Origin of the sequence: Pseudoalteromonas ruthenica (genome assembly GCF_008808095.1) — a bacterium.
Taxonomy (GTDB): domain Bacteria; phylum Pseudomonadota; class Gammaproteobacteria; order Enterobacterales; family Alteromonadaceae; genus Pseudoalteromonas; species Pseudoalteromonas ruthenica.
The window spans coordinates 304,318-326,867 of sequence record NZ_CP023397.1 but is presented as its reverse complement, the minus strand read 5'-3'; the positions used below and the strand labels follow the sequence as shown (position 1 = coordinate 326,867).

24 protein-coding genes are annotated in these 22,550 nt (G+C 47.9%); 15 read left to right on the top strand and 9 right to left on the bottom strand.

Annotated features, from left to right (window positions below):
• The first annotated feature begins 63 nt into the window (after nt 1-63).
• The 4 genes from PRUTH_RS16695 to PRUTH_RS16680 are packed head-to-tail and all read left to right on the top strand — an operon-like array spanning nt 64 to nt 3,190.
• Nucleotides 64-1,572: a curlin gene (locus PRUTH_RS16695; protein WP_045979035.1), complete on the top strand. Its 1,509-nt coding sequence runs from the start codon at nt 64-66 to the stop codon at nt 1,570-1,572.
• 39 nt (nt 1,573-1,611) lie between these two features.
• Nucleotides 1,612-1,998 carry a CsgE family curli-type amyloid fiber assembly protein gene (locus tag PRUTH_RS16690; RefSeq protein ID WP_151174281.1) on the top strand — a complete coding sequence of 129 codons (387 nt, stop codon included), beginning with the start codon at nt 1,612-1,614 and terminating at the stop codon, nt 1,996-1,998.
• Nucleotides 1,992-2,414, top strand: a complete 423-nt coding sequence (locus tag PRUTH_RS16685; protein ID WP_022945045.1) for a curli assembly protein CsgF — start codon at nt 1,992-1,994, stop codon at nt 2,412-2,414. The genes PRUTH_RS16690 and PRUTH_RS16685 overlap by 7 nt, the downstream gene beginning before the upstream one ends.
• Entirely contained in the window at nt 2,414-3,190 is a 777-nt protein-coding gene (locus tag PRUTH_RS16680; RefSeq protein WP_045978885.1) for a CsgG/HfaB family protein, read from the top strand. The genes PRUTH_RS16685 and PRUTH_RS16680 overlap by 1 nt, the downstream gene beginning before the upstream one ends.
• A gap of 91 nt (nt 3,191-3,281) precedes the next feature.
• Here the strand turns inward: PRUTH_RS16680 and PRUTH_RS16675 are convergent, their stop codons facing one another.
• Nucleotides 3,282-3,974 carry a helix-turn-helix transcriptional regulator gene (locus PRUTH_RS16675; protein WP_022945043.1) on the bottom strand — a complete coding sequence of 231 codons (693 nt, stop codon included), beginning with the start codon at nt 3,972-3,974 and terminating at the stop codon, nt 3,282-3,284.
• Between the two features lie 281 nt (nt 3,975-4,255).
• Nucleotides 4,256-4,798 (bottom strand): flavodoxin family protein, encoded by a 543-nt coding sequence (locus PRUTH_RS16670; RefSeq protein WP_151173946.1) that lies wholly within the window; start codon nt 4,796-4,798, stop codon nt 4,256-4,258.
• 70 nt (nt 4,799-4,868) lie between these two features.
• Here PRUTH_RS16670 and soxR point away from each other — a divergent pair, with 70 nt between their 5' ends.
• The 4 genes from soxR to PRUTH_RS16650 all read left to right on the top strand — a co-directional run bounded on the left by soxR (nt 4,869) and on the right by PRUTH_RS16650 (nt 8,497).
• Entirely contained in the window at nt 4,869-5,324 is a 456-nt protein-coding gene (gene soxR / locus PRUTH_RS16665; protein WP_022945041.1) for a redox-sensitive transcriptional activator SoxR, read from the top strand.
• Nucleotides 5,325-5,534: 210 nt separating this feature from the next.
• A complete protein-coding gene (locus PRUTH_RS16660) occupies nt 5,535-6,731 on the top strand; it encodes an Nramp family divalent metal transporter (protein WP_053909627.1) in 1,197 nt (398 codons plus the stop codon).
• A gap of 82 nt (nt 6,732-6,813) precedes the next feature.
• Nucleotides 6,814-7,422 (top strand): hypothetical protein, encoded by a 609-nt coding sequence (locus tag PRUTH_RS16655; RefSeq protein ID WP_022945039.1) that lies wholly within the window; start codon nt 6,814-6,816, stop codon nt 7,420-7,422.
• Nucleotides 7,415-8,497, top strand: a complete 1,083-nt coding sequence (locus PRUTH_RS16650; protein ID WP_138548410.1) for a rhomboid family intramembrane serine protease — start codon at nt 7,415-7,417, stop codon at nt 8,495-8,497. Before PRUTH_RS16655 ends, PRUTH_RS16650 begins: the two co-directional genes overlap by 8 nt.
• Nucleotides 8,498-8,559: 62 nt before the next feature.
• Here PRUTH_RS16650 and PRUTH_RS16645 read toward each other — a convergent pair whose 3' ends face one another.
• A complete protein-coding gene (locus PRUTH_RS16645; RefSeq protein ID WP_022945037.1) occupies nt 8,560-8,943 on the bottom strand; it encodes a hypothetical protein in 384 nt (127 codons plus the stop codon).
• A 126-nt stretch (nt 8,944-9,069) separates the two neighbouring features.
• Between PRUTH_RS16645 and PRUTH_RS16640 the strand changes: the two genes are divergently transcribed.
• Nucleotides 9,070-9,822 carry a substrate-binding periplasmic protein gene (locus PRUTH_RS16640; RefSeq protein WP_151173945.1) on the top strand — a complete coding sequence of 251 codons (753 nt, stop codon included), beginning with the start codon at nt 9,070-9,072 and terminating at the stop codon, nt 9,820-9,822.
• 18 nt (nt 9,823-9,840) lie between these two features.
• Here PRUTH_RS16640 and PRUTH_RS16635 read toward each other — a convergent pair whose 3' ends face one another.
• A complete protein-coding gene (locus PRUTH_RS16635) occupies nt 9,841-11,643 on the bottom strand; it encodes a pre-peptidase C-terminal domain-containing protein (RefSeq protein ID WP_151173944.1) in 1,803 nt (600 codons plus the stop codon).
• 268 nt (nt 11,644-11,911) lie between these two features.
• Between PRUTH_RS16635 and PRUTH_RS16630 the strand changes: the two genes are divergently transcribed.
• A complete protein-coding gene (locus tag PRUTH_RS16630) occupies nt 11,912-12,427 on the top strand; it encodes a hypothetical protein (protein ID WP_151173943.1) in 516 nt (171 codons plus the stop codon).
• Nucleotides 12,428-12,447: 20 nt separating this feature from the next.
• Complete coding sequence (locus PRUTH_RS16625) at nt 12,448-13,494, top strand: HDOD domain-containing protein (protein ID WP_151173942.1); 1,047 nt, start codon at nt 12,448-12,450, stop codon at nt 13,492-13,494.
• Between the two features lie 16 nt (nt 13,495-13,510).
• Here the strand turns inward: PRUTH_RS16625 and PRUTH_RS16620 are convergent, their stop codons facing one another.
• Entirely contained in the window at nt 13,511-14,893 is a 1,383-nt protein-coding gene (locus tag PRUTH_RS16620; protein ID WP_151173941.1) for an NAD-dependent succinate-semialdehyde dehydrogenase, read from the bottom strand.
• 239 nt (nt 14,894-15,132) lie between these two features.
• On the opposite strand from PRUTH_RS16620, the gene PRUTH_RS16615 reads away from it, so the two are divergent.
• Nucleotides 15,133-16,209, top strand: coding sequence for a TonB family protein (locus tag PRUTH_RS16615; RefSeq protein WP_151173940.1), 1,077 nt, complete (start codon nt 15,133-15,135; stop codon nt 16,207-16,209).
• Between the two features lie 192 nt (nt 16,210-16,401).
• On the top strand, nt 16,402-16,764 hold the full coding sequence (locus tag PRUTH_RS16610; RefSeq protein ID WP_151173939.1) for a hypothetical protein: 363 nt from the start codon (nt 16,402-16,404) through the stop codon (nt 16,762-16,764).
• A 156-nt stretch (nt 16,765-16,920) separates the two neighbouring features.
• Here PRUTH_RS16610 and PRUTH_RS16605 read toward each other — a convergent pair whose 3' ends face one another.
• Both PRUTH_RS16605 and PRUTH_RS16600 read right to left on the bottom strand, forming a co-directional pair.
• Nucleotides 16,921-17,376, bottom strand: a complete 456-nt coding sequence (locus PRUTH_RS16605; RefSeq protein WP_151173938.1) for a hypothetical protein — start codon at nt 17,374-17,376, stop codon at nt 16,921-16,923.
• Complete coding sequence (locus PRUTH_RS16600) at nt 17,376-18,236, bottom strand: hypothetical protein (RefSeq protein WP_151173937.1); 861 nt, start codon at nt 18,234-18,236, stop codon at nt 17,376-17,378. The genes PRUTH_RS16605 and PRUTH_RS16600 overlap by 1 nt, the downstream gene beginning before the upstream one ends.
• Nucleotides 18,237-18,531: 295 nt before the next feature.
• Between PRUTH_RS16600 and PRUTH_RS16595 the strand changes: the two genes are divergently transcribed.
• Nucleotides 18,532-19,029 (top strand): hypothetical protein, encoded by a 498-nt coding sequence (locus PRUTH_RS16595; RefSeq protein WP_151173936.1) that lies wholly within the window; start codon nt 18,532-18,534, stop codon nt 19,027-19,029.
• Here the strand turns inward: PRUTH_RS16595 and PRUTH_RS16590 are convergent.
• The gene (locus tag PRUTH_RS16590; protein WP_151173935.1) at nt 19,012-20,214 is read right to left on the bottom strand and encodes an anhydro-N-acetylmuramic acid kinase; all 1,203 of its coding nucleotides are present in this window, start codon (nt 20,212-20,214) and stop codon (nt 19,012-19,014) included. The genes PRUTH_RS16595 and PRUTH_RS16590 overlap by 18 nt on opposite strands.
• Nucleotides 20,215-20,427: 213 nt before the next feature.
• Between PRUTH_RS16590 and PRUTH_RS16585 the strand changes: the two genes are divergently transcribed.
• Complete coding sequence (locus PRUTH_RS16585; protein ID WP_045980615.1) at nt 20,428-21,729, top strand: NAD(P)/FAD-dependent oxidoreductase; 1,302 nt, start codon at nt 20,428-20,430, stop codon at nt 21,727-21,729.
• 10 nt (nt 21,730-21,739) lie between these two features.
• Here PRUTH_RS16585 and PRUTH_RS16580 read toward each other — a convergent pair whose 3' ends face one another.
• Nucleotides 21,740-22,498, bottom strand: coding sequence for a substrate-binding periplasmic protein (locus tag PRUTH_RS16580; protein ID WP_170268999.1), 759 nt, complete (start codon nt 22,496-22,498; stop codon nt 21,740-21,742).
• Nucleotides 22,499-22,550 lie beyond the last annotated feature (52 nt).

Sequence of the window (22,550 nt, the reverse complement as noted above, 5' to 3'; positions counted from 1 at the left end):
CCTGAGATGAGCCTTTTCATTTGTAACGTCGTCGCAGTAATAACAAACAACAAGGAGATAAGCGTGAAGCTTTCTAAATCTATTTTAACCTGCGCCATCGCGATGGCCCTATCAACAGGTGCTTACGCACAAAGCGAAGACAAACCTGGGTCAACATCTGCACTTGCTAACGTAGAACGTGCAGCCGCCGTTGGCAATGAGCTCACAATTTCACAAACATCTGTCCAGGGTTTAGGTAACAGCGCCAGCTCTTTGCAGCAAGGCGACGCCAACCTTACTGAGATCACTACGGTAGGTGATGGTAACCAAACAGATGCCATGCAAATAGGTAACGGCAATGTGGTGTTGGTGACCACACAAGGCGACAACAACCAGCAATCTTACAACCAAGATGGCGAAGCGAATGGCGCATTAAGCGAAGTGACTGGCAGTGACAACCAAATCGCGGTTGAGCAAAATGGCACTGGTTTCTTAGGCATCAACAATGAGGCCATCAACGTGATTGGCGGCGATGCAAACCAAATTAATGTTGTTCAGGGCGATGGCGGACACTGGTTCTACAACCTGGATATGCAGGGCAATGCCAACGTGGTTAATGCACAGCAAGCTGGATTATGGAACGAAGCGCAATTTACGTCGGTTCAAGGTGATGCCAACGACCTGAGCGTAGAGCAGGATGGTTTTTGGAACCAACTATCCGTCACTTCTATTAATGGCAGCATGAACGAATTTGCCAGTGAACAGCTAGGCGATACCAACGTCATCAGCATTGGCGATATTTTCGGAGATGAGAACGAACTCGCTGTTGAGCAGGAAGGCGCGAATAACAGCACTGATATCGTCTCTATCGAGGGCAATGAAAATGCTCTGTCAATTGATCAAGAAGGCAGCGCGAATACTTTTGAGTCGGCTCTATTCTCTGGTGATGGAAACGAGCTAAACGTTATGCAAATGGGTGATAATAACGCGGCATCAGCTGAGGTATTAGGCGATGAGAACGATTTCAGCGCAACCCAAAATGGCAGTGGCAACGAAGTATATCTTGGCGTGCTAGGTAACAACAATGAGTTTGATGCCATGCAAATCGGCAACGATAACGCCACGCATGTTGTTAACTTCAACGGTAATGACAACGACGTAGCAGTTGCCCAATCTGGTGACATGAACACCGCTGTTATTGAATCATCTTACCCAGATCCAAGCATTGCCAGCAACGATAATGATATCGCTATTACTCAAAGTGGCATGGGCAATGAAGCTGTATTGACCATGGGCTCAGTGATGGAAAGCTCAAGCAACCAAGTCGACTTGGTACAAAGTGGTGAGCTCAATGCTATCGACCTCATGGTAGAAGGCAGTGGCCACAGCATTGATATCGCCCAAGAAGGCGGCATGAACATGGTTGCCGGCATGGGACAAGGTGCGTTCGCAGTCGCAGGTGAAGGTAATACTGTGTCTATCAGTCAACTTGGTGAGGGTAACTTGGTTGAAGGCTCGGTTATGGGCACTGGTAACACCGTTGCTGTCACTCAAGTCGGTGACTATAACTCTGCAACTGTTGTACAACAGTAAAGCTCTAATGGGAGGGGTAACCCTCCCTTTCAGCCGATGATGAAGTATTTTCTCAGCATCTTGATTGTGCTCCTTGCCCTGACTCACACGTCAAGCAAAGCACAAGAAGTGGAAATTGACGGCCTCGTACTCGATCGCAGTATTAGCCGCTTTGGCCACCAATTTTACTTTAATTTCTCACAGTTATGGCGCGATCTGCCGGATACCAGCGGCACCAACGTGGTGATCAAAGAAACAGTGCTCCCTCGTGCTGGCACCCGCCTTGAAGTACTCATGAATAATGAATTGGTATACGTCACTTTTATGGGCCGACGTGGTGGGCCACTTAAAGAGCGCGTCGAGAGCGCGATGTTCGCGATTATGGACGCCATGGCGCGCGCCAGATTTAAACAACACTCCCCTGATCTAGCAGCAAGTGGATGGTAAAAATGAAAACAATAATTTATGCACTTTTGCTTTGTGCGTCACTGCCACTGATGGCCACTGAGCTTGTATACAAACCTATTAACCCATCATTTGGCGGAAACCCGTTAAATGCCAATATGTTGCTCTCTAAAGCACAAGCCCAAAATAAGCACCGGGCCCCTATCAGTGAAAAAACCTATGGTGAAAAGTTTCAAGAATCGTTGGAGCGTACGTACCTCAACCGCATGGTTCGTGAAATTACCGATATCGCCTTCGGTGACGATGTTGAAGACAGTATTTTTAACCAAGACTCCATCTTTATGAGTGGCGACTATCAAATCCAGATTATCACCAGCACCCCTGATAGTATCACCGTGCAAATAACCAATACCCTGGATGGCACTGTCACCGTAATCGAAGTACCGAGGTTTGGCTAATGAAACGTATATGTGCATTTTTACTATTGGCTTTGCTTAGCGGCTGTTCCGCTATCACCTCGACTGTGCCCCCAGATGAGCAAATTGCTGAGCAATTGGCGCTCACAGAGACCTTTGCCGAACTGAAAGCGCTACCTAATCCCAGAGGCGCGATTCCCGTCTCAGTTTATTCATTTCGCGACCAAACGGGGCAATATAAGCCGCAAGAGAACGTCAGCTCGTTTTCTACCGCCGTAACCCAAGGTGCGAACTCTATTCTTATGCAAGCGCTGCATGAAACCGACTGGTTTGTGCCCGTGGAGCGTGAAGGATTACAAAATTTGCTTACAGAGCGAAAAATCGTGCGAGCGGCGATGAGTGATAAGGGCGACAATGCCCCAGAGCTGCCACCTTTGACCACCGCCAAAATCATTCTTGAGGGCGGGATCATCAGTTACGACAGTAACGTAAAAACCGGAGGCTTAGGTGCAGAATACTTTGGTATCGGCGCCTCAGAGCTGTACCGTGAGGATGTTATCTCTATTTACATGCGTGCGGTCGATGTGCGCACCGGGCAGGTATTGCTGTCGGTTGCCACCAGCAAAAAAGTACTCTCACAAGAGATGCGTGCTGGCTTTTTCCGCTATGTGAGTTACAAGCGCTTGTTGGAAGCCGAAGCAGGCTTCAGTGATAACGAACCCATGCATATTTGTGTCACGCAAGCGATTGAAAAAGCACTGACGTTACTCATAAAAGACGGCATTAACAAAGGGGTATGGTCGGCGCGAGCCAGTTGATCACCTCTGCACTGACACAATAAAGGCGCCTCGTTTGGCGCCTTTATTTTTGCTCAATGGTAACCTTGCGTTCAATAGCATGCTGAGCAGGTTATTGACGCTGTTCCATGACGCGAGATGCCACCGGAATATAGCGCTGTGCCCAATTGGCCAATTCAATACGATTACGCGAGTTGGTCTTACGAAAAGCACTGTATATATGCGTTTTCACTGTGTGGTTACTGATGTTCAAAGCGCAGGCGATATCATCATTTTTAGCCCCCTTAGCCAACAATGAAATCACCGACTTTTCCCGTGCGGTTAACACACTTAAGTCGATATCGCTGTGGCGTTGCGCCGATAGTGCATCAGTGGCGGGGAGCTGTTGAATTAGATCGCCAAAGGCATTGGAGATAGCCTTGCGGCAAAACCATAGCTCGCCGCCGAGGACGCGGCGCACGCCTTTAAACATATGCTCAGGACTGTCATCGTTGTAAAGCGCGCCTTTGAGATTCGCCAGCAGCGCTGTGCGTTCGTTGAGCGCGTGACGCTGAGCGTTAAACACCGCAACACTGTGCTGGCGCGCTAACTGAATGATCTCCTCGCTGAGCATTTCTTGGCAATCACAATACGCAGCATCCACTAAAAATAGTGCAATGTGTTCGCGCTCACCCACCTCAGGCAGGCGGGTATCGACCTTAACGGTTGTTGCGAGCGTTTCCAATACTTTGAGTAACAACAAGAAATCGTCGCTTTGAGTATTTGCATTATCTTTTGTTAAGACAAACAACTGCTTGTTATTCATTACTTCTTCCTCTGAAGCACCCAAACACTGGGGGGAGCATTGAGTGTACCTATTTAAGCTTTACTATCAAGACTAACCCCGCACAAAATAAACATCTTGTTTACATAACAACAATAGAGCTAAGCCTCTAACAACGCCTTTATTGCATCATAAGAGTGCAAAAATGCACTCTGTGAACTAATAAATTTAATGGCATTTAGAGATAGTAACCACTTGCAGACATTCATTTTATATTCAGCTAATTTTGCGCTTGAACGAATAATTGCAAAATAATCACTAATTTATCTAATAAGGCCTGCTTGAGTGTTCAACAAGGCATACAACTTGCGCCACCACATTTGTCTTTTAGGGTATTGCACGGCCACAGATTCAGGGTCTGCAGCGCCAGCATGATAGTGAGTGACAAATTGCATCCCTAGGTAGGTGGCAGTATGGATGAAAGGGTCCACAAACGCTTGCGGCGCCCGCTCGGTATAACTAGTGGAGAGCAAGGATGCTTGCTTAGTGCGCAGTTGTCGTAACTGGCTACGCAATTGGGGCTGATCCATGTATTCCGTGAGTCTATCAAAAAACGCCTTCATCTGCGGTGTGGTGCTATACCAATAGACGGGCGATGCAAATACCCAATGGTCAAACTCCAGTAATCGCGTGATTAACGCGCGGAAATCATCGCTTTGTTCGCGAATATCATACCGATACGGATTAATCTGATAGGCGTCTAAATCAATGAATTGCGCACCTAGGTGTCGCGCGAGAGTGTCGGCAGCTTGGCGGGTGTTACCTTGGCTTCTAGCACTTGAAAAAATAATAACATGTTGGTTCATAATTGCTTTCCTGCATTTGTATGTTTAACCTAAGGCTAAAAGCTCAAGTTAAGTTTAGGTCAACAACAAAATGACATTGGAAGCAAATTTATCTGTCGGCACTGTCGCCAAACGTGCTGGGGTCGCCGTATCGGCGCTGCATTTTTACGAGAAAAAAGGACTTATTCGCAGTTGGCGAAACCAAGGAAATCAACGCCGCTACAAGCGAGATGTACTAAGGCGCATTGCGGTTATCAAGGCCGCACAAAAAATGGGGATCACCCTAGAGGAGGTAAAAGAAACACTCAGTACCCTGCCCGAAAAACGCACCCCAAATAAAGAAGACTGGGCCAACATGTCACGCCAATGGCAGCGCCAACTCGATGAAAAAATTGCCTACATGCAACGAGTACGCGCCTATGTTGATGGCTGTATTGGATGCGGCTGCCTGTCAATGCAACGCTGCCCTATTTATAACCCTGAAGATAAGCTCGCCAATGTCGATGGTGGAGCCGTGTTATTGGATCACCCTGAGCTGGGAGACTAGCGCCAACAAGACACAGGCTGTTTATTATCGAGCGCAGACAATCACTCAGTGAGCTATGAGGGGAGTCACTTTGGGCCGCCGCAGATGTTAAATTTCTGTGGTTAAATGTATAAATTCACTTGTTTATTGCATAGAGTAACGTCTTACTCTTTCAAATTTGGATATGAACTGGTAGCGTACGCGCCTTTTTTTAACCTCGACAGGTGATATATGAAGTTAGGACCTGGACTACTGGTTGCCGCCGCCTTCATTGGCCCAGGCACCATTACCACCGCCAGCGTAGCCGGTGCAAACTTTGGCTTTGCTTTGCTATGGGCCTTGGTGTTTTCAGTGCTGGCAACTATTTTATTGCAATCACTGGCCGCGCGTTTAGGCGTGGTCACCGGCCTAGATTTAGCCCAAGCACTGCGCGCGCATATTGAAACCCCTGTGTTTCGTTGGCTTGCCGCATTTTTGGTGATCAGTGCCATTGGCATTGGCAGTGCCGCCTATGAGGCAGGTAACCTCAGCGGTGCCAGTCTCGGTTTACAAGGGCTATTTCCCTCCGCTTCAGCGCAGCTGTGGACGCCCTTGATTGCTATTATCAGCGCCGCACTGTTATACAGCGGCAAATATAAGTTGATAGAGGGCGCACTGATCTTTTTAGTGTTGCTGATGAGTTTAGTTTTTTTAGCGACTCTGGTCATCGCCAGCCCCGATCTCAGTGCCATGTTTGCAGGTTTTAAGCCTAGCTTCCCTGAAGGATCACTGACCACCGTATTGGCGTTAATTGGCACCACCATCGTACCGTATAACTTATTTCTTCACTCTGGGGTGGTCGCACGGGCCAGCCAAGGTGAGCAAGATAAACAACAGGCCATTCGCAGTAGCAACTGGGATACCGGTTTATCAATTGGTCTTGGGGGATTGATCACCTTAGCTATCGTGTCCACCGCAAGCGTAGCCTTTTTTGGTCAGGGCAATAGTCAGCTCAGTGCCGCCAACCTGGCCTCGCAATTAACGCCTTTACTGGGTGACAGCGCCCATTACTTTTTTGCACTCGGACTGTTCGCCGCTGGGTTAACCAGCGCCATAACGGCGCCTCTGGCGGGTGCCTACGCGGTGTGTGGCATGCTCGGGTTACAAGGAGATACCAACAGCCCTCGCTTCAAGCAAGTGGCGTTGGTGATATTAGTGTTTGGTGCTGTTGTGGCCAGTCTTGGTTTAGACCCAGTGGCGGTGATTATTTTCGCGCAAGCCACCAATGCACTGTTATTACCCATTATCTGCATTTACCTGCTGTGGCTAATGAATCAAAATAAGGTCATGGGCAGATTTAAAAACTCACTGCTGATTAATGTGCTGGCGATGCCGCTGCTGATACTGATCATTACGTTGAGCGGATACAAACTGCTTACGCTCATATAATGCCTATTAAGTGAGCGCAAGGCGCTTGCCTCTGTGCTCACTTTCCCCTACCATCTCGGCTCATTTTACCAAGGAGTCGGTTATGGCAACATCCCCACCACAGGACAAAAAAATCCCCAAAGTGCTGCAACAAGTCGACAACAAAGAGCTACGCAGTACCGGTTTTTGGCTCAACCAAGTATTTTTGGTGCTATCCACCATTTTTGGTGTCTACCTCGCCGCACAAAGCGGTTTAGAGCAGGCAATTAAATTCGATACCTACTCTAAAATGGAAGATAACTACTATCTACGCACGTCTCTGTACGATGAGTTGCTCGACAACCAACGTAAAATTCAAGCGTATGCCGAGCTACTGGCTAAGAGCCCGCCTACATCTGAGCTTGAGTTCAATAAGCCCACTTTAGATAAATATGTGTGGCACACCATGCAATACTCACCCACGACTTTGGAAACCCCAAGTGCCATTCTCTCCGCTGCGCGGCGTTTTTATAGTCAAAGTGAGTTTTATATTGAACGCGCGCTAAAGCGCAAGGTGTCAGCGCGTCACGCCAGTGAGAAGCTAGGCAAACTTGCAACCGACCTAGAGCAAAATACGCTCCCCTATTTAAAGCGCAGTGCCCAGGCACTGAAACAAGAATTAGCTGATAACGACGTGCAAATTGGCAGTCTCAAGGAGTTAGAGCATGAATAAACGCTGTCCCCATTGTGTTGATGAATACCTAGAAGTGACCGAGTATCAAGGTGAAGAAATTGATGTGTGTTTAGAATGTGGTGGCCTTTGGTTTGAAAAAAATGAAGTCAATCGCATGTTGAACGAGGTCAACGACGGTCCTGTGGGTGAGAAATATGAACACAATTTTGGTGAACATTTAGGTATATCTGAGCGCGACTGCCCCGATTGCTCAACATTGATGGAGCGCTACCACTTATTAGAGCACTACCACAGCGAAATCGATGTATGCCGTCATTGCGATGGCAGCTGGATCGAAAAAGAGCAGTTAGAAAGTGTCGAAAATAGCCCACAGCTAAAAGCGGCACTTGGCGAGCTCAACCAGAAGGTGTCATGGAAAACCTACTTATTTCAATTTCTAACGCAAATGCCAGTAGAGTACAACATCAAACCACATCGTACCCCGTGGGTAACTCGCGCTTTGGTGGCGTTGAACGTGTTGATATTTGCCGCTTACTTTTTTGTTCCCAGCCATTTTGAGTTCGTACTTGAATATTTTGCCATGCGCCCAGTGGATGTGCTCGCCGGGGAAGAGCCTTGGACCTTGCTCACCTGTGTGTTTTTACACGGCTCTATTATGCACCTGGTAGGCAATATGTACTTTTTATACATCATTGGCGATAACCTCGAAGATGCACTTGGCCACTGGCGCTTCTTAGGCTACTACCTGCTTTGCGGGGTGCTCGCCTCCGTTGCCAGCCTCATGCTCTCAAGTAATGGTGCAATTCCCAGTGTCGGTGCCAGTGGTGCCATTGCTGGTTTATTTGGCATGTATTTAATGTGGTTCCGCTACGCCAGCTTGACCTTTATGTTCATTATTTACCAGAAGAAGCTCTCTGCTATGTGGTTCTTCATTATTTGGCTGGGCATTAACTTATTCGGTTTATTTAGCCTGCCCGATGGTGTTGATTATGGCGCACATATTGGCGGCTTTATCGTCGGTCTACTCATTGGCTATGCGCTTAAAACCAAAGTAATGAGCGACAGGCCTATGATTGCACTACTAAATAAGCCAGCCGCCCAGCTTAAACGCTAATACCGGGTTTCACCAGGTGAGTAGCGTGCATATATGCCTTGCTGCTCACCATCACCTACCTCTTATTCATGATGGCGGCGCTCGATGGCCTCTAACTCGCTTTGCGGTTCGCTAGGCGCACTGGATTGCATGGGCGCAACTAAATCACACTCAGTAATAGTGTCAGACAGTTTCTTACACTCTTTATTGCTTTTACTCGGCGTTGGTTTTTGCAATGCACCGAGGACCGCCGAGTCAATCGCCAAGCCAAGTTTAGCGAAGCTAAAGCCGTCATTATCTGTTGGCGTGTAACTGGATTTACCCGGGTCGCCTTGGGTGCTGGCGGTATAGTGCTTTTCTGCGCGCTGCTGCATATTTGGCTGCGCATAGCCATCGACTAAAATGCCCACCACCGTACAACCATTTAAAATACTCAGTGCGGTCAGTGCGATAAATAATTTAAGCATGCTACGTACCCTTTCATGCCTTCGTGTGCTCGTTCTATCACTTTAACGGTAAACATTAACGCAAACTGTAAGAAAATGTACCCCTTATTTTTTGCACCTTGGCGGCGGTGGATTAAGCTTAAAGCTATGCACACATTATATGCTGTAAGCGCCATTGTACTGCTCATGATGCAGTTGTGGTCATCATCAAGCTGGGGCTCACCGGCACCACTGCGAATTTGCTTTGAAAGGTGGTGGCCCTACAGCTATGTCGACGAATCGATGCAAGCAAAAGGCATTGAAGTGGATTTAATTCGCTATGCACTGTCACACTCAGGCACTGACGTCATCTTTACTGAGCTGCCCTACAAACGCTGTGTTGAAGCCGTTAGCCAAGGTAAGCTTGATTTCACCTTGCATGTGGATGAAACCGATGGCTTGGCAATGCTCGACCAATCGTTCGTTAACTGGGAGCTGACGTTAGCGGTGGCCATCAATCGCCAAGAGAGCTTTTACCAGCGGGCTGTGCAGCGCTCCCCCATTATTCTCATTGCTGAGGAGTACCCATACCCTGATGAAGTCTATAGTGCACTAAAAGCACTCAATGCTGATATTGTTACTCGCTCCTACTACGAGTCAACAGATGCGCAAGCTAAATCATTTTTCGCAACCCTGAGCGATAGTCGCGTCGATGCCATTGTGGTGGATAGAACCTGGGCTGCGAAAATTATTCACGATTTCGATTTGCCCGTTGCGCTTTTACACAACCTGCATATTGAGCCTCAATACATCGGCTACCATCCTAATAACGAAAAAAAGGCGTTGCGCTTGCAACACCTTTTGTCATCTATTCCTGAGAGCGTCAAAAAAGAAATTGAACGCCGCTATCAGCAACCCTAGGCTGGTTTTGTTAGCCTGTTATTGCACAGAAATATTCAAGGTTACACCGGAGTAATTGCTGTAAGCACGAAGACCTACATGCCAAGTGCCAGCTGCTGCGGCCTCTGAACACGACTCGTTATTGCCTGAACGAAACGGGCGACAATCATAGCTAGAGGTCGTTGGCTGCGCGCCTTGACGAACATACAAATCGACATCACCGCTGCCACCGGAGGTACTTACATCAACCGTGCTCGCGCCCGCAGGCACATCAACAGTAAAATATTGCCACTGACCTTGGCTGCCTGAGAGGTTTGACTCAGTGATCTCAATCGGTAAATCGCTGCCACTTTGCTCATAGCTTGCCACTAAGGTTGCGCCACTATAGGCGTTGTAACCATGCACCATAATTGAGTAAGTGCCTGCGCGCGTATCTGTACAGCTCTCGTTATTCCCGTTTTCATAAGGGCGGCAATCATAGTTATTCTGCGATGCCGTTGCGCCGTATTTTACATACAAGTCTAAGTCACCTGAGCCACCTGAGCTGGTAATGCTGATATTGCTGGCACCGGCTGGTACTTCAAAGGTGTATAGCGTTTCACTGCCATTAGCACCGCTGATGCTAATAGGCTGACCATTTTCAAGCTCATTTGGAGGCGGTGGTGGTGTGCCGCCACTGCGGAAATTAGCAATCGTTGGACTGGTAATATTCAAAACACGCGTGTTGTCGCTGCGCGTGGTTGTGCCCATCGCCGTGCCGTTGTAGCTCTTGTTTGGATTTGACCAATAATTGATACGAGTACAACCACTGTTACAGTTATACGCCATCACCGTACGCCATTGCGAGCTTGGGTCTTGGTAGCCGTGACCGTAGGCATAAGGCGAATTAGTGGGATCGTTTTCAGGGTTGTGACGCGCCGCTTGGAGGTGGCCAATTTCATGACCGAAAGAGTAATAGCCGGTAGCACAATCATAATCAACCATGGCAAAAGCACTGCTGGCGCTGGCACCAATGGCATCAGCTTGACCACAATAGCCATTTACATCGTTCACTAATACCACCACATCGGCACCATACTGGTCACGCAAACCGTGCACCTCATCCATGTAGCCATCGTTGGTCCCGGCCAAACGGTTTAAATCGGTGCCTGAGCTACTCGCTTCGGTGTAGTTGACCTGTGCTTTATGGGCAAGACTGACGGTGGCATTCACACCTGAATTTTGATAACCCTGATTGGTTTCATTGATAGCAAGGTCTATCAAGGCATCAATGTCGCCAGAGAGCTGAGCAGCCTTGGCAGTGTAAACCACCAGTAGGTCGATTTGCGTATCGGCAACGGCCTGCGGTTGCGCGAAAATACTAGGGTTATTATTGACGCTAACCTGCTTTGCAAGTGGGCCTTCAGGCATAACGTGTCCTGGTTGGTGCTCTGGTGGCATTTGCTCAGGCTTGAGTGTACGCAGCTGATGACCATGAGCGCCAACAGGCTTAAGCTTTAGCACGTCACCGTTGGTTTTAACCGTACCAGAGATGCCTTTTGCAGTTTGCACTAATGTGACCGAGTCACCATTGTCATTTTCACCTTGCCAAATAAGGTTACCGCTGGCGCTAAGGCTAGCGTTTTTGCGGGTAAAGTGTACCTGCGCACCATCAACAGGCAAAGACAAGGAGGCAGTATTGCTGGTTAATTGGAACTGCGCGCCACTGAGCTGTGACATATTTGCTTGTGCAGCGTTAACGCTGTTAGCCATTTGCTGCGATGACACTTCAAACAGTGGACCTTGAGCAAATACAGCGGTACTGCTAAGCAGCGCGCTGGCGATAAGGGTGGGTTTAAACATGGGATATCCTAGTTGTTTCTTTTATGGGAAACAGCAAAATAAAACAACACCAATCTGTTTTCAATTATTTTACATTTAAACCACCAAAACTTTGTAAACGCTTGTAAATATGAGATATTAAAGAATCAAAAGCAACAAACAAAAAGAACCAACTATTAACCCAAGGTTAATAATTAGCAAAAATGATCTCTTTGTTCTTTTTTCTTGAGCTTATCGAGGCTGTGTCTCAAGCTTACCTAAAGCCATACTCCACCATTAAGGAATTACTATGAAACCTTTGTTAGCAGCGCTCGTGCTGCTATTACCGACTCTCGCGCTTGCAAAGAGCTCATTGTCACCTCAATTGAGTGTTTTCGAACCCTACTTAGGCACTTGGCAGGCACAGTTTCAACCCGCTCCCACTCAAGAGCAGGTCACAGATGTAAGCCAATGGCAGCGTGCCCTCAATGGCACTGCTATTCGCACTTTACACAGCATCAATGACGGCGATTATGGTGGTGAATCACTGATTTTTTGGGACCAAAGTAGGCAAAAACTGGTGTTTTATTATTTCACTACCGCCTCTTTTTACACTCAAGGCTGGCTTGAAGTGGGCGATGACGGCAGCTTCACCGCTTATGAGGAAGTAACCGGCAGTGCTCAAGGGATCACCCAAGTAAAGTCCACGAGCCAATTCGTGGATGGCAAAATAGTAGTCAGTACACAATACTTACAAAACGAGCAATGGACATCACCGCAAATCCGCACCTACACTCGCTCAGATAAAGCGGTCGTTTTTAAGTAGATTTTCACAAAGAGGTATTCATGTTTCGTAAGCTTCTAAGAGCTTTGTTGCCATCGTTTGTGCCCGCTGAGGTTGACGCTAATTATGCGTTTTTTGATAAAACACCGGAAAATGAGCCCTTACCGTTCGCCGATAAAGCCCCTGTCGACGACCAAGCAATGCCTTACGAAAACGACTTAGAGGGCGCCTATCTCGATTACTTATTTGGTTGTGATGCTCGGCCAATGCAGCAGAGCGACAGCCTCAGTCACTTCATTTACCATCAACTGAGCCTGTTAATGCATGAACCTGAGCAGCTGCTGTCACATCTACCCGTTATGCCGGCCTCCATCAGTCAGGTGCTTAAAGAGCTGGATAACCCTGATTTCGACGTGCAGCGATTACTCGCTGTGGTAGAGCGGGAGCCTGCGATGGCAGCGGATCTTATCAAGCTAGCGAACAGCCCTCGTTACCGCCGCCGCGAACAAGAAATCACCGAGCTTAAAGCCGCTTTTATGAGTATGGGGGCCAATGGCCTGCTTGAGGGCGTGGTGCAATCTTATATTAAGCGCTTTACGCCGCGCCCGAGTATTTATTACCGCCAGTTTGGCGAAAAAATATGGCAGCACGCGTTGCAAACGGCTGACTTTGCCAAGTTAGCAGCTGCCGATAGCGAAACCGACCCTGGCGCCGCATATTTTACCGCACTGCTTTACAACCTCGGCACCATGATTATTTTTGAGCTTATGATAGAGGCCTTTAATGTTGTTGACCCCGACGTCACTCCTAGCAGCGCAGCCTTTAAACGCCTAATTAGAGAATACAGTCACGATTTAACCTTAACCTTGGCAAATTATTGGCAGTTGCCGCAACTGATTGTAAAAGGGTTGCACCACAGTAGGTTGCACCGCATTAGGTTGGAGCACAGTCGGGCTCAACTCTCGCCTTTAGCGCAATTGTGTGAGCAAGCGGACATAGCCAGTAAACTGTGTTGCTTACAAAACCAGCAGCAGGCGAAGCAGCTCAGCGACCACCTCACCCACCCTGTACTTAAACAGCGAGTCGACACCCATTTATCGGGTGTTTGAACTGGGCAACAAACACTTAGTTGGGCTGCGCTATCATAATCGATTTAACATTAACGAATTCACGCATGCCAAAGCCGCCGTGCTCGCGACCATAACCGCTGTCTTTAACGCCGCCAAAAGGCAGGTTAGGCTGTGCTAACGAATAGCCGTTAATGTTGACCATACCGGTATCGAACTCGGTTTTTGCCAATGCCACGGCTTTTTCTGTGTCCTCACTGAAAATACCACCACCTAAGCCATAACGCGAGTCGTTGGCCAGTTGCATGGCATGTTCATCGTCGTTGGCACGAATGAACGACGCCACCGGGCCAAATAACTCATCATCGTAGGCGGGCATGCCCGATTTAACGTCTTCCAATACGGTGATCGGGTAGAAGAACCCCTCACCTTGTGGCACATCACCACCGAGAATACACTTTGCACCGGCTTCAATGGATTGCTGCACTTGCTGGTGCAATTGGTCGCGCAAGTCATCTCGCGCCATCGGCCCAAGATCGGTGCTGGACTCTTTTGGGTCGCCCATTCTCAGCTCTTTGGCCGCTTTAACAAAAGCATCGCGAAATTCATCGTACACCGCGTCAGCGATAATGAAACGTTTGGCGGCAACACAAGTTTCACCGTTGTTGACCACACGGCCTTGAATACAACACGACACCGCATGCGCAATATCAGCATCGCTGAGCACCACAAATGCGTCGTTACTGCCAAGCTCTAGTACTGACTTTTTCGATACCGACGCGGCCTGCTCCGCCACTTTCTTACCGGTTTCATCACTGCCCGTAAAGGTTACACCGCGTACTTTATCGTGCGCAATAAGTTTACTGGCGGTAGCGCCATCGATAAGCAGTGATTGATAACAGCCCTCAGGGAACCCTGCTTCAAGAAACAGCGCTTCAATTTTCTTCGACATACCAAACACATTGCTGGCATGCTTCAACACCGTAGTATTGCCCGCCATAATATTCGAGACGCTATAACGGATCACTTGATACAGTGGGAAGTTCCAGGGCTGGATCCCTAAAATCACACCTATGGGCTGATAAGTCACCAAGGCGTGCCCATCTTCAAAGAAACGGTGTTCATCTTCTAATTCTTTGGCACCATGCTTGGCGGTGTAGCGGCAAATTTGCGCGCACAACGCCACTTCTTGTTTACCTTGGTCGGTGACTTTACCCATTTCCTCGGTCATTAAGGTCACCAACGCGCTCTCATTTTGTTCGATCAGGTCGGCGAGTTTGTTCAGTTTCTCAGCGCGCTCTGAAAAAGACGTTTTGCGCCATTGGCCAAACGCGTCATGGGCAGCATCGACTGCCTGCTCTGCTTGAAACTGTGATAATAAGGTGTACTCAGCTAATGGGTTACCATTACTTGGATTTACGGTTGTTACCGTCTTTGCCATAACCTTCTCCTTTAAATTTAATCGTCGAGCTTATGGGAGCAAAAACAGCACCAACTATTTAAGCCTTTAAAAATCAACAAATTAAGCTGAAGCAGTAAAAATAAATGGCTCTGTACCAGCAAGCACTACACACACTCAGTGAAGATTTTTCAAAAGCGCGCTTAAGCAATGCTGAGCCTATCTTTTGTTGCACTAAAAATAGGGTCAGATAAAATAGCCTCAAAACAAAGGAGTGTAAGATGTTAAAAAAATCTCTCAATATCGGCCTATTGGCTTTACTAGGCTCACCTTGGATGAGTGCCGCCGCACCCACACCTGATTTCGATGCCGCCTATGACGCCTTTGAGCAAGCACTGCACACTGGCGAGAATGTGCAGCAACATGCACAAACCGCCTATGAGGTTGGCCTGAACACCTTTGGTGAAACATCGCCAGCTGTTGCTAAGTTAGCCATTAACTACGCCAACGCGATGGCCCCTTCACACACTAATGCGCAGCAACGCGCGACCCTTTATAAACAGGCGTTGACGATATTAGAGCAGCAGCCTAACTCAGACCCGCTAAGCCTTATCGACCCGTTAATGGGCATCGCCAAAAGCGCGGATAAGGCACACACCGTTGAGAAGGCCATCGAACGTGCGATAGATATTGCAAAGCAGCAACAAAAAGCTAAATTGGTCGCCGATTTAAAAGTAGACGGTGCCGAAATTTACTTTCGCCGCTTGGACTTTGATAAAGGCCGTGCGGCGGTAGTCTACCTCAATGAAGCCGAAGCATACTATCAAGCGCATATCGCCGATGACACGGTCGAAATGATTAATGTCACCATGCTGTTAGGTGCGGTAGACAAAGCCCGAGGGCGTCGACATACGGCCATTGAACGTTTTAACAAAGTGGTCAATATTTTTGATGATAACTTTAGTTTTGACCACCCTGCTGAGCTACAAGCTCACTCGCAGCTCGTCGCGCTGTATGAGCAAGGAGGTGAATCCGAGCAAGCCACTAAGCATTGTGTTGCCATCGCAAAAATGCGTCCGTGGACGAAGAATCAAGAGCAAACCCCATTGTATCGCACTCCTCCGCGCTACCCCGCTATCGCCGTGCGCCAACGCCGCGAAGGCTGGGTACAAATGGAGTTCACCGTGAACGAGAGCGGCTTCGTTGAAGATGTCAGTGTATTGGACTCCGATGGCAGTGCGGCATTTGAAAGAGCGGCTGTTAATGCCGTAAAACAATGGCGATACGCACCAAAGTTTGAAAATAATCAAGCTGTTAAAGCAAAAACCTCGGTCCAGCTTGATTTCAAAATAGGCTAATCACTCGGCCCTTGGAACATCAGGGCCTCCTACTTTTTACTTAATTTAGAAACAAATGTTAATTTGGTGTTTATTTTTTGTTTGTTCTCTTATAGGGTAATTCCACTGCCTTAATCAAAAAAGGCAATATCGATGGCTTACAGGAGTATAAGCAGTTGTAGAGCCCGTGGAATGATTCAAATGGAGAGAACAATGAAAACACTTATTGCATCAGCCGCTCTACTGATTGGTGGACTATTTAGCGCACAAGCAAGCGCCGACAGCATGGAATGTTATGTCGACACTCAGGCATACGATCAATTTACACCTAACCGTTGTTTCGCACTGGTTTATGGTGCGACAACAAGCACCGCAGTTTTTCGCGTGGTAGGGAACGGTTCACAAATCGACAGTGTTATTTGGTCTAATGCGGCCTCATCGTGCGGCACCTCGGGCACGTCGTGCTCTTTTGAAATTCGTGCTTTCCGCCCATATACAGCCGAAGCAACCATTCTTTACAGTAACGGCTCGTGGAGCAAAGTTTCAGCTACGGCGTCATTTGAAGACGGCCGATAGTTAACAGCAACCGTCACACGGTTGCAGGTACCTCGTTCATTGAATGGACACTTCGTGAATGTGCAAAAGCCGACTCGTTCGGCTTTTTTTTATGGTTCACACAGCAAAAAACGCTGTCAGTTGACACCCACTGCGTTTATGATGATGTGCTTGGGGTTAGGTGTTTTTTAGCTGCTGCTCTATTAGGTAAGCAACCACCTCATCCAGGCTTTGTTTTTTTAAGCGCTTAGCAATGTTTTTATCTTGATTATCGGTTGGCTCACCGGCTACAGGCTCGTATGCTCCTGCCTTTAATACCCCGGCACCGACGTCATATTCATCTCGCCAGGTGCACGCAAACGCTTTAGCATTCAGCGCTGTGGCAAGAGCGCCCATGGCTACTAGCTGCTCATTAGGCTCAGGCATGTTTAAAAAATCATACTGAATTTGCAGGCCTTGAGATATTTTCTCGTACGGCATTGATAACTCTTCACACAATGCAAATAATGTCTGCTCGTGTTCTGGCACCTCGTCCTCAAAATCAGGGCGTGTTTCAAAGTCGATATAAAAACAAAACCGTGCTAAGTCCGCTTCATTAGCGAAGCTTGCAACAACCACTACGACATTTTCCATTAGTCAGCCCCCTCCTTGGCGGCTTTAATATAGGGGGCAAGTAAAGCATGCACTGAATCAGGCAAGTCTGCTTCATTGAATAAACGAGTAAACTCTTGCGCTGTTTCCACAACACATTTCGGATATTTGTCCGGACAATCAGTGAACTTATCAAGATAAGTAAACAGGCTCACTAAATTCCTCTTCATCAGTTTTGACTTAAATTCTGAATGCTTTATATATTTTAGCGCACTAATACAATAAGAAAGGCGATACCTATAAATATAGTTCGGGTTTGGAGCAGCCATATATTTATCGAAAAATAACGTCAGCCTATTAATAGCTAGAGCAAATTCTTCACTGCATTCCTCACTAAGCCTCTCCAAATCTTCATGTTTTACACAAGACTTATACCAAGATTCCTCTTCTACCGAATGAGGTAATAATAGCTCGGCTAATAATTGCTCTTTACCTTGAAAAAAACTGGTTTCATTACCATCCATGGCGCTTTTATGAGCTTCAAAATCATTATCGCAAAGTTCTAATACACGGTTAGCCCCAGTGTCATATTGCATAATGGAACCATCTTGATATTGGACGGTTGACCTAAAATTATGCAATTCTCTAATAATAGATTCTTTATCGAATGATGGGTATAGCCATATAGCAACCATACCCATATAGGATATTTTTCGTTGAATATCCCCATCGTTATCCACCGTTCTCAGGGGTTCTTTATCTGGCCCGTAAAGGAAATACTCTTTTATTAACTTAATATCTTGCGGCGAATAAAAACCCATTTCCTTTAGTGACTTTTTCACTTCTTTCCACTGTGCTTTACGCTTTGTAAGCCATTCTTTATCGTCTGGGTACCAACTCATAATCTTCCTTGTTTTTTAATTATATTTTTGCGGAAATAACAATGGATCGAGCGTAAGTCATTGACCTAGCACATATTGCTGGCTGAGAAGGGGTCATTCCATTGAGTGACAGCTCACTTAGCTGTCTTCCCTTTGCATGTTAATACGCGATAAACATATCGCAAAGAGCAATAAAAACAAAGAGCCTGCTCTTATCAAGCGGTGTAGAAAAAATCGCCATCACTTTCCACTAAGTCATAAAACTGTCATTTAACTGCGGCATAATTGTGCGCAAATTATCAATATTAAGCAGGATATGGCGCAGTATCGCTCCCCTCTCGCTGTGTTCGCATTGCGATGCGAAGGGTTATTATCAGATTTCGAAACTTTGGCTGCCCGGCCAACCACTCTGGGCGGTGTGGGTGTGCCTGTGCAATTGCTGTGTCGATTGCCCAGCAGTGCGCAGCAAGGCGATGCGCTGCAGGCCAGTATCACCTTTGCACAGCAACGTGATGCCCAACTTTTGGCGCATCAGTCATTGCATTACAAAGATATCGACAGCGGTATGGTGGCATTAACCCTCTGCGCGCATAGCACGATGCAGGGTGAGTGTGAGTATGAACATGCACAGTTGCAACTTACGCTGCATGGCCTGCACAACACCGTAAAAGAAAGCGCGCAATACACCGTGCATATTCATCCGCAAGCGCAGTTAAGCTCGCCACCAATGGTGAATTGCACCGGCCTGCGCCAACGCCTCGGCCAGTATTGTCAACGCCTATGGCGCAGCACGGCGTCAGTCGGGAAAGCTTAATTTACCCATAGAGATTTGCGGCATCCCCTCTATGGCCGCTGCTTTCGCTGGCTGACCGACAAGGGTTTCATTGGCGAGTAAGGCAAACAACACCGCCTCTTTGGCGTCGGGGTTCATGCCCAGCTGTGTCAGGGAATCTAGCTGCACCTGTTCACCGCTGAAATAGGCAATGCGCGCCATTAGCAAAGGGTTGTGCACACCGCCACCACTGGCATAGACATGCAGTGGGCCGTGGGATTTCGCCAACCGTGCTAACTGCGTTCCTACTTGATAAGCCGCAAACTCACATAAGGTTGCCAGCACATCTTCATGAGCTAGGTGCGTTTCTCCGAGTGCAGCTTGGCACTGTGCTAAATAGGCAAGGTTAAACACTTCCGGCCCTGTGGTTTTGGGCATGGCGACGTGCAAAAAAGGGTGCTTTGAGAGCTTCGCTAAAAGAGGCTCATGCACCTGCCCCTGCCGCGCCAGGGTGCTATTTTCATCGAATTGTCGTGGCGCAAAGTAGCGCTGCACATAGGCATCGAGCATGGTATTGCCAGGGCCAAGATCAGCACATAGCGTGTCGCTCAGCTCCCCGGCCTTGGGCAGCAAAGTAATATTGGCAATGCCTCCTAAATTTAACAACACCCGATGCTCATCGGTGCTAGCAAAGTATAGGTAATCGCCATACGCGGCCAAAGGCGCGCCTTCGCCGCCTGCGGCGATATGCTTTTGGCGAAAATCACTGATAGTCAAAATACCGCTGGTGCAGGCAACATGGCAGCCATCGCCAATTTGTAAGGTGGCATTAGGGTAACCATCCAAACCATGCTGAGCTTTAGGGCAGTGGTACACGGTTTGCCCGTGACTGGCAATGGCATCGACCTCATCCGCATTGACCTGCCACTGTGCTAAACATTGCTTGACCAACTGGCCGTGCAAGCGCCCCACCCACGCATTTAATAAGGTGAGGTGTTGTAAATCGATATCGCGCTTGGCGAACACTTGACGCAGCCGCTGCGAATACTCTTTCGGGTAGGCACAGGTGGTGAAGTGCTCAACCTCAATACGGGTATCACGACCCGCTCCGCTGACCCGGCACAATGCCACATCCAACCCATCCATTGATGTGCCACTCATCAGGCCGACAATCGTACGCTGCGGCTTGGCACTGAGCTCATATAGGGCATGAATGTGTGGATGCATAGGGGCTCCATGGAATAATTTATGAAAACAAAATAGCCTGTTTATTATCATCATTCAATCTTTACGCTGCGGATGACATTGCCGCGCGATAGGCGTAAGCTATGAATCGGAAATCCTCAAAAACAAGCGGTTAGCCCCTGGGTTAATGATACCCAAGTGCATTTAAGCGGTACTGGGCGTGCATTTGGGTATGCAATTTTTGAGGAATAAACCATGAACCAAGACTCTGTGGAGCGTATAATTGTTATTGGCGGTGGTGCTGGCGGACTCGAGCTGGCAACCGGTCTAGGAAAGTCTCTAGGCAAAAAAGGCCGCGCTGAAATTGTACTCATTGATAGAAATCGCACCCATATATGGAAGCCGCTGCTGCACGAAGTCGCGACGGGCTCTCTTGACGCCAGTTTAGATGGCGTGGTGTACTCCGCCCATGCCGCCAAGCACCATTTTCAATTCCAGCTTGGCACCTTCTGCGGCCTAGACCGCGATAGTAAACACATTACCTTAGCCCCGCTTCGCGACGAGCGCGGCAACGCTATTCTCCCCGAGCGTACTCTCAGCTACGACAAGCTGGTAATTGCCATTGGCAGTGTCAGTAACGATTTTAATACCCCTGGGGCGCAAGAGCATTGCTTCTTTTTGGACTCGGTCAAAGGCGCGGAGCACTTTCAACATACCTTATTAGACAGTTTTACCCGTTTACAGCAAGGCGAAAGCGATAAAAGTGCGCTTAATGTGGCGATTATCGGCGCTGGCGCAACCGGTGTAGAACTCTCCGCCGAGCTTTACCATGTTACCAACTTGCTCAAAGCCTATGGTCTTAATAAAGTCTCCAAAGAACGTTTAAAAATTCATTTATTGGAAGCAAGCCCACGCATCTTACCGGCTCTGCCAGATAAAATCGCAATTAAAGCCAGCAAAGAGCTGCAAAAAATTGGCGTACAGTTGCACCTTGGACAAATGGTAAAAGGCATCGACGAACACGGTATTGATGTCGGCGATGAACGTTTGGATTGCGATATAAAGGTATGGGCCGCCGGTGTAAAAGCGCCCGACTTCTTACGCGACTTAAATACTTTTGAGCTTAATAAAAACAACCAAATTTTGGTTAATCAGTACTTACAGGTGCGCGGCGATGACACGCTTTTTGTGATTGGCGATAGTTGCGCCTTTGAGCAGCCAGATGGCAGTTTTGTGCCGCCGCGAGCACAGTCTGCGCACCAAATGGCCAGCAATGTACTTGCTAATATTAAACGTCAATATAAAGGTCAGGCGCTGCGTCCATTTCACTATAAAGACCATGGTTCACTGGTCAATTTAGCGCGCTTTAGCGCGGTCGGGAACCTCATGGGTAATTTAAATAGCAATGTGTTTATCGAAGGTAAACTGGCGAGATGGATGTACATGAGCTTGTATCGCATGCATCAACAAGCAGTGCATGGCACATTAAAAATGATGGCCTTATGGATAAGTGAAAAAATAACGCGAGTGGTACGACCGAAGATGAAGTTGCACTGAGGCATCAAGTTTAGGGGTGCGCGGCACCAAGCTGGTTTTGCAATAACACCGTGATAGCCTGTTGCTGCGCTTCAATGGCTTGGTTGAGCTCGCGCATAAAGCCTGTGTTACTCAGCTGATGGCTAATCAGAAAATGAATGGGTTGTGCCGAGACTACCTTGGGGTGCAGCATCAGTTGCGCGCCGCCATACTCGCTCAATAGATGCTTGGCGACTTGCTCATCCTCTATGGTGACATCAGCACGGCCCGCTTTAAGCATTAAGTAACGCTTCACCGGCTCACTCACGGTTTGAATTTGCTGTTGATAACGGCTTTGTTGCACCAGCGTTTCCACTTCTTCACCATAATAAGCGCCAGGCGTATACACCAGCGTTAGGCCACTTTGCAGCATAGCCTGTAAATCGGCCAAAGCAGATGCTTGCACTCGCTCGCTCACAACCAAACGCACGATTTCTTGCCGATAAGGTGCGCTAAATTGGCCGATATCTTGGCGATAAGCGGCGAAACTCACCCCACTAAGCAAGTCAATTCGCCCAGCGCGCAGCTCGTTCATAGACCGCCCGGCACTGGGCAAACGCACGTAGTCAAAACAACGACCCATACTTTCAAGCAATAAAGTAATGATGGTCATATCTAAGCCGCTGATATGGTCATTCTCAATCGAAATATAAGGTGGCCACTCGCTGTTTACGCCAACTCGAATAGGATTTGTGCACTGGCCAAACGCGGTGCTAGAGAAAAGTAAAATAATAAGCAGAAATTTGCCCACGCACATCTCTGTGGAAACAACCTTAAGTATCCTTGAGTATGGTGGCGAACAT

What these genes read in the sequence shown, in the direction of transcription:
- PRUTH_RS16630 (WP_151173943.1), top strand. Translation starts at nt 11,912, where the DNA reads ATGAAACCTTTGTTAGCAGCGCTCGTGCTGCTATTACCGACTCTCGCG.
- PRUTH_RS16600 (WP_151173937.1), bottom strand. Translation starts at nt 18,236, where the DNA reads ATGAGTTGGTACCCAGACGATAAAGAATGGCTTACAAAGCGTAAAGCA.
- PRUTH_RS16610 (WP_151173939.1), top strand. Translation starts at nt 16,402, where the DNA reads ATGAAAACACTTATTGCATCAGCCGCTCTACTGATTGGTGGACTATTT.
- soxR (WP_022945041.1), top strand. Translation starts at nt 4,869, where the DNA reads ATGACATTGGAAGCAAATTTATCTGTCGGCACTGTCGCCAAACGTGCT.
- PRUTH_RS16585 (WP_045980615.1), top strand. Translation starts at nt 20,428, where the DNA reads ATGAACCAAGACTCTGTGGAGCGTATAATTGTTATTGGCGGTGGTGCT.
- PRUTH_RS16620 (WP_151173941.1), bottom strand. Translation starts at nt 14,893, where the DNA reads ATGGCAAAGACGGTAACAACCGTAAATCCAAGTAATGGTAACCCATTA.
- PRUTH_RS16650 (WP_138548410.1), top strand. Translation starts at nt 7,415, where the DNA reads ATGAATAAACGCTGTCCCCATTGTGTTGATGAATACCTAGAAGTGACC.
- PRUTH_RS16680 (WP_045978885.1), top strand. Translation starts at nt 2,414, where the DNA reads ATGAAACGTATATGTGCATTTTTACTATTGGCTTTGCTTAGCGGCTGT.
- PRUTH_RS16675 (WP_022945043.1), bottom strand. Translation starts at nt 3,974, where the DNA reads ATGAATAACAAGCAGTTGTTTGTCTTAACAAAAGATAATGCAAATACT.
- PRUTH_RS16615 (WP_151173940.1), top strand. Translation starts at nt 15,133, where the DNA reads ATGTTAAAAAAATCTCTCAATATCGGCCTATTGGCTTTACTAGGCTCA.
- PRUTH_RS16605 (WP_151173938.1), bottom strand. Translation starts at nt 17,376, where the DNA reads ATGGAAAATGTCGTAGTGGTTGTTGCAAGCTTCGCTAATGAAGCGGAC.
- PRUTH_RS16655 (WP_022945039.1), top strand. Translation starts at nt 6,814, where the DNA reads ATGGCAACATCCCCACCACAGGACAAAAAAATCCCCAAAGTGCTGCAA.
- PRUTH_RS16595 (WP_151173936.1), top strand. Translation starts at nt 18,532, where the DNA reads ATGGCGCAGTATCGCTCCCCTCTCGCTGTGTTCGCATTGCGATGCGAA.
- PRUTH_RS16685 (WP_022945045.1), top strand. Translation starts at nt 1,992, where the DNA reads ATGGTAAAAATGAAAACAATAATTTATGCACTTTTGCTTTGTGCGTCA.
- PRUTH_RS16640 (WP_151173945.1), top strand. Translation starts at nt 9,070, where the DNA reads ATGCACACATTATATGCTGTAAGCGCCATTGTACTGCTCATGATGCAG.
- PRUTH_RS16590 (WP_151173935.1), bottom strand. Translation starts at nt 20,214, where the DNA reads ATGCATCCACACATTCATGCCCTATATGAGCTCAGTGCCAAGCCGCAG.
- PRUTH_RS16660 (WP_053909627.1), top strand. Translation starts at nt 5,535, where the DNA reads ATGAAGTTAGGACCTGGACTACTGGTTGCCGCCGCCTTCATTGGCCCA.
- PRUTH_RS16690 (WP_151174281.1), top strand. Translation starts at nt 1,612, where the DNA reads ATGAAGTATTTTCTCAGCATCTTGATTGTGCTCCTTGCCCTGACTCAC.
- PRUTH_RS16645 (WP_022945037.1), bottom strand. Translation starts at nt 8,943, where the DNA reads ATGCTTAAATTATTTATCGCACTGACCGCACTGAGTATTTTAAATGGT.
- PRUTH_RS16625 (WP_151173942.1), top strand. Translation starts at nt 12,448, where the DNA reads ATGTTTCGTAAGCTTCTAAGAGCTTTGTTGCCATCGTTTGTGCCCGCT.
- PRUTH_RS16635 (WP_151173944.1), bottom strand. Translation starts at nt 11,643, where the DNA reads ATGTTTAAACCCACCCTTATCGCCAGCGCGCTGCTTAGCAGTACCGCT.
- PRUTH_RS16670 (WP_151173946.1), bottom strand. Translation starts at nt 4,798, where the DNA reads ATGAACCAACATGTTATTATTTTTTCAAGTGCTAGAAGCCAAGGTAAC.